This is a genomic window from Chengkuizengella marina (assembly GCF_009910845.1).
GTDB classification, from domain to species: Bacteria; Bacillota; Bacilli; order Paenibacillales; family KCTC-33759; genus Chengkuizengella; species Chengkuizengella marina.
Genome location: NZ_SIJB01000059.1, coordinates 1 through 13,438, shown reverse-complemented (window position 1 = coordinate 13,438; position 13,438 = coordinate 1). Strand labels below are relative to the sequence as shown.

Sequence of the window (13,438 nt, the reverse complement as noted above, 5' to 3'; positions counted from 1 at the left end):
AAGAAAGTGACAGAAAATAATATGACTTATAACAGTAAATAAGTAATAGAAGGGAAAAGAATTGCTCTCCCTTCTATCACTAATAACAATACAATTTTATTTATCTGTTTAACATATCTCCATATTTGTCTTTATATATTTGTTTAATTTCTTCTTTAATTAGATCAATACTATCATGATCCTCTAAATCATAACCACTAGTATCAATCCCTAATTCTGCTGCTTTATCCAACACTTTTTGTGTGCATATTTCTTCTATTTCTGCTCTAATTTCATCTACTGTTTTACCCTCAGTATCAACATTCATTTTCACTGCAATTTCATAAATTTTTTCTTCAATATTGCCTTCAATAACCTCTTTAATTTCCTCTCTGATCTGTTCTAATGATTTATCATCCGTTTCAATGCCAAGTTCTTCTGCTTTTTCCATAGTTACCGTTTCATGCAGCTCTTTAACAACCTCCAAAAGTTCTGCTTTTATTTCATCCATACTTTTATCAGTTGTATCCACCCCATACATTTCTGCTTTTTCGATGATTCTTGTTTCCCTTGCTTCATGAAGCAACTCAATAACTTCACTTAGTTGTAAATCTTCAACTTCCAAGTTTAAGTCTGCTGCTTTTTGTAACAACCTTTGTTCTTTTTCTTCTTCTGATAATTGTGACCAAGTTTGTTCAAATTGTTCACGATCCATAAAACGAGGTTTATCGTGATCATTTTGCTCCGATGCAAATACACTTCCTGTTCCAACAGCACTTAATAATAAAGAACCGGCAAGTGCAACGGATAATACTTTCTTATTCATTCCTTTTTTCCTCCTTTATATTTATGTATCTTACAACTTTATATTAAACATCAATTGTGTCAGTAAAATGTCCGACTATGATTTATTAAAAAAATATAAAACTCATTACGAATCCAAAGAAAAGAGCATGGAACAGTTCATTCCATGCTCATCTTTTTATTTAAATATGTTTCATTTAAAGAGTTACTTCCTGATTTTCGCCTCTTTTGGGAGCCATTTCTTTCATTTCTTCTTTAATTTGATCTACTGTTTTTCCTTCTGTATCAATGCCTAGTTTTTGTGCTTTTTCAAATAATCTGGCTTCACGCTGCTCTTGTAACTCAGCTTGAATTTCTTCAAAAGTTTTTCCTTCTGTATCAATACCTAATTTTTCAGCATATTCGAATAACATCACTTCTTTTTCTTCATCAGTTAATTGACTCCATGATTCAATAAAATTCTCTTTATCAAATTTTTTGCCTTGACCTCTTTTTCCATGCTCTGGAGCTAATGCTCTAAGTTCCTCTTGAATTTCTTCAATAGTTTTCCCATCCGTTTCAATGCCTGCTTCTTCTGCTCTTTCAATCACTCTAACTTCATGAAGCTCTTGAAGCGAAGCCACTACCTCTTCAAAGGATTTTCCGTCTGTTTCAATACCTAGTTTAGCTGCTCTTTCAAAAAATTGATTTTGCTGTTCTTCCGTAAGTTCATCCCACTTTTCAGCTAAATTCTCTAAATTCATGCCTTTTCCTTTTGGTCCATGACTTCTTTTACCTTTAGCACCGTGTTCTGATGCATACGCTCTTAATTCTTCTTGAATTTCTTCAAACGTTTTTCCGTCTGTTTCTATACCTATTTTTTCAGCTTTCTCAAACAATTTTGCTTCTTTTTCTTCATCTGATAGTTGATTCCATGCATCAACAAACTTCTCCTGATTCATCTTAGTCGTTTTCCATTTGAATTGACTTTCTCCATTTTCACTTTCATTGGCATATGCATTTCCTACACCTACTGCACTAACTACTAATGTTGCTGCTACTGCTAAAGATAGAAACTTTGTATTCATTTTTTTCCCTCCAATTTATAATTTGTACTTCAAGTACACTTATAATATAAATTTTCAATATGTCGGGTAAATGTCCAAAAAATGAAAATAACATTAATTTATATCATTAAAATCATGATCCTGTTGTTGACGTAATCGATCTTGATTCATATCTGAATATGCCTGATCGTATGGGTTTTTATTTTTATTCAGTTCTTCAAGATGCATTTTTTTGTTTTTAAGTTTATTGATTATATCAATAATGATAGCTATGCATATTAATAAACCTAACAAAATGAATACCAACAAATATAATTTCATGAGAATCTCCTCTACCATTGTTTTAAAGATTTAACATATTCTAGTTCAATACTTTCACTTCCATTTTATCAAATCCCTATGGTTTAAAAAATGTCTTGACCCTCACATTACAGTTTTAATATAAGTAATCATATTTTATTTTTAAAATCTTAGTGTTTGAATATGTAAATGCATTAGTTTTTCTCATTTAATATATGATAAACATTCGTTTTACTTATGTTTATACTGGATATACAATAAAATAAAATCAATAAGTTAAAATTTTGTTAAATTATTAGAATTAATTTATGAGGAGAGGTCTAAAATGAGAAAACTAAAAGTATACCATGTTGATGCATTTACAACAGAACAATTCAATGGGAATCCAGCAGGTGTTGTCCTAGAAGCAGATTCTTTAACTAGAAATGAAATGCAAAAAATAGCAAATGAACTCAATGTATCTGAAACCGTATTTCTTTTAAAAACAAAATGCAAAGAAGCAGATTTTAAAGTGAAATACTTTACACCTAAAGAAGAAATTAATTTTTGTGGTCATGCCACGGTAGGTTTGTCTTGGATTCTTGGAACTGTTTTAGGATGGTCAGAAAAAGCAGAGCAAATCGTATTTGAAACAAATATAGGTCTAGTCCCTGTGAAGTGGAATAAAGAAAGTCATAAAGTAACATCTATAGAAATGACACAGGTTCCTCCTAAAGTGAAAGAAATTGACGTAGATAAAAGCAAAATTGCAGAAGTATTGGGACTTTCAACTCATGATATCGATGATCGTTATCCAATAAAACTTGCAAGTACAGGAAATTGGCATCTACTAGTTCCAATCAAAACTCAAAAAGCCATTGATTCAGCTAAACCAAATTTCAAAAAATTAGCAGAAATAAATAAAAATGATAATGTAGATACAACTCATCTATTCACATTTGATACAGATGAAAAAGAGGTTGATCTTTATACGCGAGATTTTCTGCCAGCTTTAGGAGTGGATGAAGATCCAGTCACAGGAGCTGCAAACGGAGCATTATCTGGCTATCTAATGTTAGAAAAAATATTAGATCCTAATAATGGACATCATCTAAAAATCGGTCAAGGTCATGCAATGAATCGACCTGGTACACTAAATGTTACGATCGAACCTGGAAAAAACCATCCTATTATTAAAGTAGCAGGCGCTGCTGTTGTTACAATCGAAGGTACATTAAATCTTCAAAGTTCTAATCTTGTTAAGGCAACAAAGTAACTAATAAGATAGTGACCAGTGGTAAGCTTAATAATCGGTAAAGGTAACCCTTTAAGGGATTACCTTTATTTTTTTAGTACTTTCAATAAATCTTTTTACAGCAGGAGGTGCTGATTTAAGTGAATTGACTGCTAAACCTATTTCACGAAAAATAGGTGGCTCTGGTTTTACTAAAACTACATTATTTAACATTTTAGGAAGTGTTAGCTGTGGAACAATTGATATACCTATTCCTTGTTCAACCATCGCAAGAATAGTGTTGTTGTTACTAATTTCGAAAGCAGTGTTTGATTTTATGTTTTCCCTTTTGAAAGATTTCTTTACTAAGATTTCACAACCTGCTTTAGGCATTATAAAAGGTTCTTGTTCAATCTGATTAAGAATTAATGTTTGATGATTAGATAAAGGATGTTCTTTAGACAGAACAATATATAAGTCATCTTTTAAGATGAATTCAGTATCAAAATCAGGACAAGGTAATGTGACAAACCCTATATCAACAATTCCAGAAGTAATCCAGTTTTTGATCTCATCATACCCACCCTCATATAATTCAATTTCAATCCCAGGGTGTTTCTTTTTAAAATCCTTTAATATTTTTGGGAATAACTGTGAAGAAACACTTGAAAATGCACCCACTTTTACCTTCCCAACCTCTATACCTTTAATTAATCCTCTTTCTTGATTTAGTTTTTCATTGTGCTCTAAAATATTACGAACATGTTTTAAAATCCTTTCACCTGAATCAGTGACAGTAATTCCATTTCGATTTCTAGATAACAAGGTAATATCCAATTCTGATTCAAGGGACGAAATCGTATGACTAACTCCTGATTGTGACAAGCCCATTTTTTCCCCTGCTTTAGTGAAGCTACCTGAATTTACAACCTCAACTAATACTTGAAGCTGGAATATTGTCATATCATCCCCTCCATATTCCTCATTGGTTAATCTGCTTATATCATAAGTGATATGGTTCAGGATCACAATATTGTTGTATAATATTGTTTTTCAGCTAAAAATAATATGGAGGATACAATATGGTCATACAAAAAAAAGTAGTTCATGGTAAGAGTTTAACATGGATACTACGTTGCCCTATAAAAAAAGATGCAGAAGAATTATCTAAATTAAGAATTCAAATTGATGGTGAAACAGACAACTTGGATCGTGAAGCTGGTGAAGGGATACTAACAACAAAGGATTTTGAAAAATTAATTTATGATGATACAGTAGCTGAAAAAAATCTTTTTTTAGTGGCAGAAGTACAAGGCAAAATTGTAGGATTTACTCGGTGTGAAGGAAACAATTTAAGTAGGTTTAGACACAAAGCAGAATTTGGGATAGGCATTTTAAAAGAATATTGGGGATTTGGTATTGGAAAAATATTATTAGAAAACATCTTATTATGGGCAGATTCTACAGAAATTCAAAAAATTTATTTAAGTGTAGTTGAAACAAATACGAATGCAATCCAACTATATAAAAAGGTTGGATTTAAAGTAGAAGGTATACTAAAGCAGGATCGGATTCATAAAAATGGACAATTTTATAATACAGTGATTATGGGGAGATTCAAAATTCTTTAAAAAGTTTTCTCCATATAAACTTGTTCTATTTTCTTTTCAAAACCACTTTTATGTAGTAATGAGATAACAACTTGATTTGTATGAGATAAATTCATGATCATTCGCTTCAATTTTTGATCAAACGGGGAGAAACAATGTGATAATATATATGCAGCAATGACTTGCTTGTCATTTCGATCTTGTAAGGTTTCACATTGATAGAGCGTTGTTGAAACATGAGAACCATTGTCATTATAATTTTGTTTATACAATGCATACCCTATTTGTTCTCCGGATTTATCTGTAACGATCAATCCCTCTCCTGATATTACACTTTGCCACTGGGTTTGCCATGGCAACCTAGTTTTATAAAATGGAACATGCTGAATTTGGCTAGGGTTTACTTTTAAAATTCCATACTCAGAAAAATCACCCCTGAATGAAATCGACTGAGAAAAATTACTACTTTCATAGATAAGCAGTTGATCTTTTATATCATACCCTAGTTTCTGATACAACTTAATTGCCTTTTCATTTTCTTTAATAGCTTCTAACGCAGCCATATTCACTCCGTTTTCTTTATAAATGGTGAATGTATCAGTCATCATTAATTTACCTACTCCTGTACCCCTAAATTCAGGTGCTACACCTGTTCCACCATTCCATGCAACTCTCTTTCTATTTATTTCTCTTATTCCATTTAATACAAGCCCTATAGGTTCATTTTCTTTATATGCTAAAATTGATAATTCTGTAGATAACCCTTCTGATACAAATCGGTTCAAAAAAGATTCCATTGTCACTTGAGCATCCATGTAGTACCCTGTAAACCCTCTATTCCATGCCGTTACCGCATCTTGAAAAGAACAATCTGATAAACGTTTTATTGTAATCATTTTCATTTCCTCCTACATGTTTCAAAAATATATTTTTCTCATTTTCTTTACAATATCATTTTTATGATCAGAAATTTGGGGAATAGAATAACCTACAAATAGAGGTGAAGTTACAAATCTTGGCATGATTTTTACAAAGATATACTCATCTATTTTATAAAAAAATAAATTATAACTATTACATCTCATATGATTCAATAAAAAATGAGCACTATTTTGTATATAGATCGCCATTTGTTCAATATCGTTGATATCATACTTTGCATTCAACTTTACATTTAATTCTGTGAATCCTACAAAGGGGAAATTTGAAATGATGAAACTTACCTTCCCAACTTGATCGATTTTTTCACCACTCAAATGTTCCATTCTTATTTTTTTTCTGTAATCTATCTTATTTAATCCAACAATTTGCATATGAGGATGTTTTACGGTTCCACCTGAAAGCGGACCATGATTTTTATATAAGATAACCGATTTATATTCTCCGCTGTTTTGCATTTCAAACCATTTATTAAATGTAAATCTAAATAAATCTTTTATATGAGATGGCTTATACTCTGATAATTCCGATTGGCAATGATCTGTTTCTATAATGATCGTCTGATAAGTATCCTCCAATGTAGGATATTTATTCTCCAGCCAAATGAATGGATCCTCTCTATCTATTACATTTGTTAATTTCTCTGTATCACAAAAAGGACAGGCAGTATGACGATTGACAATACTCTCAGGTTTATTCTTTGCCAGATTAAAATTAAAACAAAGCATTTCTTGATTTCTCATTCATACCTCCAAATGTAAAAAATAAACAGACACAATACATTAAAATGATTTTAACTTCTATCAAATTTCATTTACTTTTTAAAATACAATCATAAATTTATAATCTTCTTCATCAATTATGCACTTTATTATATGGGATAAAAAGGGTTAAATCTTATGGAGAAGAACCCCTTTTAAAGATACGCATTAAGGAGGTTTTGAGTTTATTTGCCTTCTTGATAAGTAGCTATAATATTTTTATGTTGGAAATTATTATTGAATTAAATGTAAAAAATATTTGACATAAAGAATGAATTATATTACTATTTGTATATAATATTTTACTAAATGTATAAATAAACTGACTAGAGGAGGGTAGATATGTCCTATCAAGAAAAAAGCACTATCGTATCTTTAATTACCACCGTATTGATTTTTGGGGGATGCAGTATTTATGTATTTCAAAAGTACCAAGATGGAAGTTTAAATTCTACAAATGTGTTTAGCTTTTACGGAGCCATTTTCATATTTTTAATTATTGTTGGCATTGTAAACAATATTGTCAGAAATATTGTATTAAATATCATAGCCACTAATGAAAAAGAACCTTCGTTTCTTGATGAACGAGATAAATTAATTGAATTGAAAGCAACAGTGATTGCTCATTATGTATTTATAACTGGTTTTGGGATTTCAATGGGAGCACTGGTCTTTGATGTTCAACCGTTAATGATGTTCCCTATACTATTTTTCTTTGGATTCGCGGCATCGATTATAGCAGATATATCAAAGATTTATCTATATCGGAGAGGATTTTAAGATGAACAAAGGTCTAATTAGTAATAACATTCGTAAGTTACGTTTTCACCATGATGAAATGACCCAAAAACAATTAGCTGAAAAAGTAGGAGTAACAAGACAAACCATCGTAGCCATTGAAAAAGGAAAATACTCTCCTTCTCTAGAATTAGCTTTTCGCATTGCTCTTGTTTTCAACACACCATTGGAAGAAGTATTCTCTTTCTCTTTAGAAGACAAAAGTTAAAAAAACTCGTATTTTCAAAAAATTTGCTCTATCTGATTTTAAGCATCGGAGAAAATGAAAAATAGGAGGAAAATGATGAAAGCAATTGTATATCAGAAATATGGTTCACCGGATGTTCTTAAATTAAAAGAGGTAGCAAAGCCTACTCCTAAAGATAATGAAGTGCTGATACGTATATACGCAACAGCAGCAACAACAGCTGAATGCGCCCTTCGAAAGGGTGACCCATTTGTTACAAGATTTTTTACAGGTCTATTAAGACCTAAACATACTATACCAGGTAGTGAACTAGCGGGTGAAATTGAAGCTGTAGGAAAAAATGTGAGCTTATTCAAGAAAGGCGATCAAGTTTTTGGTGCTAGTGGTGCCGATTTTGGTGCCCACGCAGAGTATATATGTTTGCCTGAAGAAGGAGCGCTAGCAATAAAACCAAACAATATGACTTATGGTGAAACTGTAGCAATCTATGAAGGGGCATTAACAGCCTTACCTTTCCTAAGAGATACTGCCAACATTCAAAGCGGTCAAAAAATCCTTATTAATGGAGCTTCTGGATCGGTAGGTACCGCTGCTGTTCAACTAGCCAAATATTTTGGAGCGGAAGTCACAGGGGTATGTAGTACCACAAATTTAGAATTAATTAAATCTTTAGGTGCCGATAAGGTCATTGATTACACAAAAGAAGATTTTACCAAAACAAGTCAGAATTATGACATTATTTTTGATGCTGTAGGTAAGAGCTCATTTTCACGTTGTAAAAACTTATTAAAGAAAAGAGGGGTATACCTCTCACCTACCCTCACATTAATGATTATCCCTCAAATGTTATGGACTTCGAAGATAGGCAGCAAAAAAGCAAAAATTGAGTACACTGGATTGAGATCATCTAGTGAAAAGATGAAAGATCTAATCTTCCTCAAAGAGCTTATTGAAACGGGAAAGATTAAACCAACGATTGATAAACGCTATCCGTTAGAACAGAGTAGTCAAGCTTACAAGTATGTTGAAACAGGACATAAAAAAGGAAATGTAGTTATAACTCTATAATATTACTTCAAAATCTATTGAAAGTTGTACGCAACTACTCCTTTCATAAATTTTTTTCTATACAATCTATCCTTATATATACAGCACCCTCCTAATCCCTTCTATATAAATATATCTACAAATCATTTCCTAGTTGGATTAAGATATTCTCTAATTCCCATAAGTCAAAACATATGAGGAAGTTCTCAAACACTAATGTAATGTTTATATGTTTCATAGTTTTAAATTGAACCTTTTAAAATTAAACGAGGAGGAATCATATGAGAGCAATTACATGTACAAAAAACGGATCACCCGATGTTCTTCAGATTAAAGAGGTTGAAAAACCTACCCCCAAAGACAATGAAGTACTAGTAAAAGTATATGAAATTGTAGTATCACCTGTAGATTGTACCTTTAGAAAAGGCAACCCTTACGCAGCAAGATTATTCACTGGTCTCACAAAACCCAAGGCAACTATACCAGGGGGATTGCTAGCCGGTGAAATTGAAGCTGTAGGAAAAGATGTAAAAGTCTTTAAAAAAGGGGATCAAGTTTATGCAGCTACCATGAATGGTGCTTATGCCGAGTACACATGTGTGCCGGAAGATGGAGCGATAGCAGTTAAGCCAGCCAATATGACTTACGGGGAAGCTGCTGCTGTTAGTGATGGTGCATTAACAGCATTACCTTTTCTTAGAAATACAGCAAATATTCAAAGCAAACAAAAAGTGCTAATTAATGGAGCTTCTGGATCAATTGGTACTTCTGCTGTACAGCTTGCTAAATATTACGGTGCGGAAGTCACGGGAGTATGCAGCACGACGAATCTAGATATGGTCAAATCTTTAGGAGCAGATCATGTAATTGATTATACGAAAGAAGATTTTACCAAAACCAGCCAGACTTATGATATTATTTTTGATACCGTAGGCAAGAGTTCATTTTTACGTTGTAGAAACTCGTTAAAGCAAACAGGAATCTATCTTACAACTGTCCCTTCAATGGCAATCAACCTTCAAATGTTATGGACTTCAATTATTGGCAGCAAGAAAGCAAAGATTGCATTCACTGGGTTAAGATCATCAATAGAAAAGACCAAAGATTTACTTTTCCTCAAAGAGCTTATTGAGGCTGAGAAAATAACATCGGTCATAGATAGACGTTATTCTTTGGATCAGATTGCTGAAGCTCACAGGTATGTAGAAACAGGGCACAAAAAAGGAAATGTAGCGATATCTTTAGAATATAATAACAAAACCTAATCAAACTACGCTAAGGAATCATCGGCTTTTATTTTCCCAAAAAGAGAACCACAAGCGAAGTTAGTTTGCCTGTGGTTAAAATTATTTCTATTAGTTATATCATGACTTTTAGTTGATAGGAATATGACTACATTATGATAGTATAAGTTTCAAATATATAGATTACTTTTCTTTCAAAAAATAAATTAGATAACATGTAACATTATAAACAATACCTATAATAGTAATTATTAGCGGAAGATATATCTAAATGAAAAGTTTCTCTAGCTGTGTAAACAGTTACTTTAAAATATGAAAGATTTAAATCGTTAATTGTGTTATTAGTATCAATGCTAAGCAGTATACTCTTGAAGTCACTGAACAAACCTGTGCAAGCAGTTAATATTGCACTCATAAAAATTAAATTGATAATAATTAGATCTTTTTTGTTTTTCCCCATATTTTATTTGTGCACCTCACCTACATTCTAAATTTATTTTTCTCTTGGATCTTTTACTTGAATCATACTACTACTTACACCCAACCATGGATCAATATAACTTGTTCCAATGATTAGTACTGATCCATCTTTTATTTCTCTAAGTTGTTTATCTAATTCGTCTACGTAAAAATTTGTTAATACATCTTCTGCAAACATGGTGAATGCAGCAATCCTGCTGCATCTTTACACCGATATCTTTTAGCCAAGGATTTTTTTCTAAACCTTTCCCGACTCCATACAGCATTTTCTATTGGAAAGTATTTTTCCTTAAATTACTAACTTTTTTCTTTCATTCCTAATAAATCTTATATAAATACAGGTATATTTTTCAATGGAAATATGTTACTTTTAATCGTCTTAAACACAATTAAAATAAATCTTTCATAACATAGAAAAAGGAAATTCAACTATATTCAAAATTAAAGAGTATAACTTGTGCTATAAAGGATGAACAGAGTTATTAATGGAATTTGATAAAAATATGAGTTATGGTACTTAAAATACATAAAGATCATGTGTTTTTTGAAACAATTTGAATCGTCCCATAAACGACCGTTAAAAGTACCTTCAAGTTTAAAATACTTTAAAGATATGTTGACATCTTCTTCAGCGATTAAGATACCAAAAAAAGCTTTAAAGGAAAGTAGTCTCCCCTTCAAGGAATCAAAAAATTTAATCTTGGACAGTATTTTTTACGGTATCAATAAGTTGTTTATATTTAAAATGATTTAAGTTTAAATACTCATATTAAGACTTAAAAAATTAAAGTATATTTGCTTCATTTAGTAATTCATAATCATAATAATAAAACCTTGAAGAGCAATAATGCCAATCAAGGTAATAGATCTAAAATAATTATTTTTTGTTTTCAATATCCTTCTGTGCCAAGTCAATAGCAACAGCTAACTTAATTTGTTTATTCTTACTTAATCCTTGTTTATATTTAGAAATAGAGATCGTTTTAACTATTGGTTTTATACTTTGATCATACCTAGACAACTCAATTTCTGTAATTAAATTATCATCAATAAGAACTTTATAAATATCCTCTCCTTGTTCTAGTATCCAGCGGATAATGTAAGCTGTCTTCATATTTGGAAAGTGTCTCTTTATTGTACTAAGCAAACCATTTTTTTCTTGTTCCTCAAACAATGATTTATTGGATTTAACTAGCTGTTCCCTAAATTCTTGCTCTGTTTTACTTCCAATAAGTTTCACATATTCAACCCCTTTCATTTATTTGATTTTTCCAGGTGTTGTTGTAATTAAGTTGCCATGTTTATTTTATAAAATAAATAGAAAATCCCGAATTCGGGATTTCCAAATGTCCTGAATTCGGGTATTCAACTGAACCACTCCTACAGTAATTCTTCTAAATCTAATAAATACAATAAAAAATCACCAAAGTCTTCAGCTATTCTTTCATATGTTTGATATTTCAAATCAAGACCAGGTACATAAACTACAACTGGTGGCTCCCCTTGTTTATTTGTTTTTTTAAAATCAAAACAGAAAACTTCATCGCTTCCAGTATGATAAATTTCAAGAAGATGATCAGGCATTCCAAATTTTATTCTATTTTGTCGGTTTACCCAAACAACATCTGGAACGGATGAATTTTCAAAATCATCACGAATTATACCATATACTTCCTGAGAACCAATACATAAAGCACCATAAGTTGAAAGAAATTTCTTATATTGATTTGAAAAATTTAGCCCTAATACATTCTCAGCTTTTTCAATCAATTCTTTAGGACGTCTACCTATAAAATCACATTCTGATATATTTTTTTCAATAATAGAAAGTGCTTTTTCGAAATTCTCATTACTCATATTAACTAACTCCTATACATAATTTATTCGAAATCTAATGCCCTATTTTGCCAGTATTGTTTTTTCCACTTATCAAATTCTTTTCGATCAACACCAGAAGGAATCGTATTTGGATTTATATGAATTGTTCCAAAATTATCAAAATGAAAAGACTGTGTTACCTCAGCGATTGGGCCATCATCTGTTTGGATTGTATGATGTAAATTTATTGATTTTCCATCAGGTCCAATAGGTGCTCTACCTAATTGCATTCTTTCTAAATTTGTTCTTCCAAATTCATCAACATAATTAGGATCTATTAAATCATCTCTTTGATATACTTTTTTTCCATTAAAAATAGTCTCCATATTCCAAAATTTTCTTTCTAACTTAAATGCTGTAGCAGCCCAACCCGCATAAGGTACCATTCCACTAAAAGAAAGACCAGCATTTGCAAGATCCCCCTCAAAAGTATACCAAACTCCATTAACAAAATCTGCTGGTTCTCCAACTACTGGAATTAAACCAATAGTATCAAGAGTAGTATGAAGGTCTGTAGGAGTTGCATAAACAAAATTAACTGCATTAAAAAGATTGAAAAGAATAGGGTTATAAGTATTATTACTGTTATCATTTATTAGTTCATCCCCATACTTTTGCATTATTGCATTGGTAAGATGTCCACTCGGATCATTATAAATCAATGGATTATTATGCACATACGTATACAAATTCATACTAAGTGGATTACTAATTGTCCCTTCATACGTATCCTCAGTAATAAACCTTCCCATCGATGGATCATAGTATCTTGCACGTAAATAAATCAATCCAGATTCTTCATCATAGATTTCACCTGTATATTGGAATGGATTATCAAAGGTTTTTGTTTCATGACTTGTTTCAGATAAAACATTACCCCAGATGTCGTAGTCGTATTCTTTTAAAGCATCTTTGCTACCATCATCTGCGATGACTTTAACCACATCACCATGACCGTTATAGAAGTAATATCCACCTAAATTAGATGCCATGTCCTCTCTATATAATAACTGATTTCCCCAAATGTTTCTTGCTGTTGAGTTTCCTTCTTGATCTAATTCTTCAATGACATTCCCTTGAAAATAAATGTATCTTGTAAAGTCTCCATCTTGACTTTCTTTAGTTGCACGTAGTCCACCTACATAATATTGA

16 protein-coding genes are annotated in these 13,438 nt (G+C 31.5%); 6 read left to right on the top strand and 10 right to left on the bottom strand.

The genetic code is table 11. The features are described 5' to 3' along the window. Positions 1-100: 100 nt before the first annotated feature. From ERL59_RS19645 to ERL59_RS19635, 3 genes are all read right to left on the bottom strand, one after another. The gene (locus ERL59_RS19645; RefSeq protein WP_160647935.1) at positions 101-805 is read right to left on the bottom strand and encodes a hypothetical protein; all 705 of its coding nucleotides are present in this window, start codon (positions 803-805) and stop codon (positions 101-103) included. 175 nt (positions 806-980) lie between these two features. Continuing rightward, the gene (locus tag ERL59_RS19640; protein ID WP_160647934.1) at positions 981-1,850 is read right to left on the bottom strand and encodes a hypothetical protein; all 870 of its coding nucleotides are present in this window, start codon (positions 1,848-1,850) and stop codon (positions 981-983) included. Positions 1,851-1,943: 93 nt separating this feature from the next. Further along, positions 1,944-2,150 (bottom strand): hypothetical protein, encoded by a 207-nt coding sequence (locus tag ERL59_RS19635; protein WP_160647933.1) that lies wholly within the window; start codon positions 2,148-2,150, stop codon positions 1,944-1,946. A gap of 304 nt (positions 2,151-2,454) precedes the next feature. On the opposite strand from ERL59_RS19635, the gene ERL59_RS19630 reads away from it, so the two are divergent. Next, the gene (locus ERL59_RS19630) at positions 2,455-3,384 is read left to right on the top strand and encodes a PhzF family phenazine biosynthesis protein (protein WP_160647932.1); all 930 of its coding nucleotides are present in this window, start codon (positions 2,455-2,457) and stop codon (positions 3,382-3,384) included. Positions 3,385-3,435: 51 nt separating this feature from the next. Here ERL59_RS19630 and ERL59_RS19625 read toward each other — a convergent pair whose 3' ends face one another. Then, positions 3,436-4,305, bottom strand: a complete 870-nt coding sequence (locus ERL59_RS19625; RefSeq protein ID WP_160647931.1) for a LysR family transcriptional regulator — start codon at positions 4,303-4,305, stop codon at positions 3,436-3,438. 119 nt (positions 4,306-4,424) lie between these two features. Here ERL59_RS19625 and ERL59_RS19620 point away from each other — a divergent pair, with 119 nt between their 5' ends. Continuing rightward, entirely contained in the window at positions 4,425-4,973 is a 549-nt protein-coding gene (locus ERL59_RS19620) for a GNAT family N-acetyltransferase (protein WP_160647930.1), read from the top strand. Here the strand turns inward: ERL59_RS19620 and ERL59_RS19615 are convergent. Together ERL59_RS19615 and ERL59_RS19610 are read right to left on the bottom strand one after the other, a co-directional pair. Continuing rightward, positions 4,970-5,848, bottom strand: a complete 879-nt coding sequence (locus tag ERL59_RS19615) for a GNAT family N-acetyltransferase (RefSeq protein WP_160647929.1) — start codon at positions 5,846-5,848, stop codon at positions 4,970-4,972. The genes ERL59_RS19620 and ERL59_RS19615 overlap by 4 nt on opposite strands. A 21-nt stretch (positions 5,849-5,869) precedes the next feature. Further along, complete coding sequence (locus tag ERL59_RS19610) at positions 5,870-6,634, bottom strand: DUF4931 domain-containing protein (RefSeq protein WP_160647928.1); 765 nt, start codon at positions 6,632-6,634, stop codon at positions 5,870-5,872. Positions 6,635-6,994: 360 nt separating this feature from the next. On the opposite strand from ERL59_RS19610, the gene ERL59_RS19605 reads away from it, so the two are divergent. The 4 genes from ERL59_RS19605 (at position 6,995) to ERL59_RS19590 (ending at position 9,949) form a co-directional block, all read left to right on the top strand. Further along, complete coding sequence (locus ERL59_RS19605) at positions 6,995-7,432, top strand: hypothetical protein (RefSeq protein WP_160647927.1); 438 nt, start codon at positions 6,995-6,997, stop codon at positions 7,430-7,432. 1 nt (position 7,433) lies between these two features. Beyond that, on the top strand, positions 7,434-7,658 hold the full coding sequence (locus ERL59_RS19600; RefSeq protein WP_160647926.1) for a helix-turn-helix transcriptional regulator: 225 nt from the start codon (positions 7,434-7,436) through the stop codon (positions 7,656-7,658). Between the two features lie 75 nt (positions 7,659-7,733). Beyond that, positions 7,734-8,705 carry an NAD(P)-dependent alcohol dehydrogenase gene (locus ERL59_RS19595; protein WP_160647925.1) on the top strand — a complete coding sequence of 324 codons (972 nt, stop codon included), beginning with the start codon at positions 7,734-7,736 and terminating at the stop codon, positions 8,703-8,705. Between the two features lie 260 nt (positions 8,706-8,965). Further along, positions 8,966-9,949: an NAD(P)-dependent alcohol dehydrogenase gene (locus ERL59_RS19590; RefSeq protein ID WP_160647924.1), complete on the top strand. Its 984-nt coding sequence runs from the start codon at positions 8,966-8,968 to the stop codon at positions 9,947-9,949. A 472-nt stretch (positions 9,950-10,421) separates the two neighbouring features. On the opposite strand, the gene ERL59_RS19585 is transcribed toward ERL59_RS19590, so the two are convergent. From ERL59_RS19585 to ERL59_RS20880, 4 genes are all read right to left on the bottom strand, one after another. Beyond that, positions 10,422-10,586, bottom strand: a complete 165-nt coding sequence (locus ERL59_RS19585) for a hypothetical protein (RefSeq protein WP_160647923.1) — start codon at positions 10,584-10,586, stop codon at positions 10,422-10,424. Between the two features lie 699 nt (positions 10,587-11,285). Beyond that, the gene (locus ERL59_RS19580) at positions 11,286-11,648 is read right to left on the bottom strand and encodes a hypothetical protein (protein ID WP_160647922.1); all 363 of its coding nucleotides are present in this window, start codon (positions 11,646-11,648) and stop codon (positions 11,286-11,288) included. A 140-nt stretch (positions 11,649-11,788) separates the two neighbouring features. Further along, positions 11,789-12,265, bottom strand: coding sequence for an SMI1/KNR4 family protein (locus tag ERL59_RS19575; RefSeq protein WP_160647921.1), 477 nt, complete (start codon positions 12,263-12,265; stop codon positions 11,789-11,791). 23 nt (positions 12,266-12,288) lie between these two features. Further along, positions 12,289-13,438: HNH/ENDO VII family nuclease (locus ERL59_RS20880; protein ID WP_328699985.1), on the bottom strand; the 1,150-nt coding region annotated here is incomplete at its 5' end.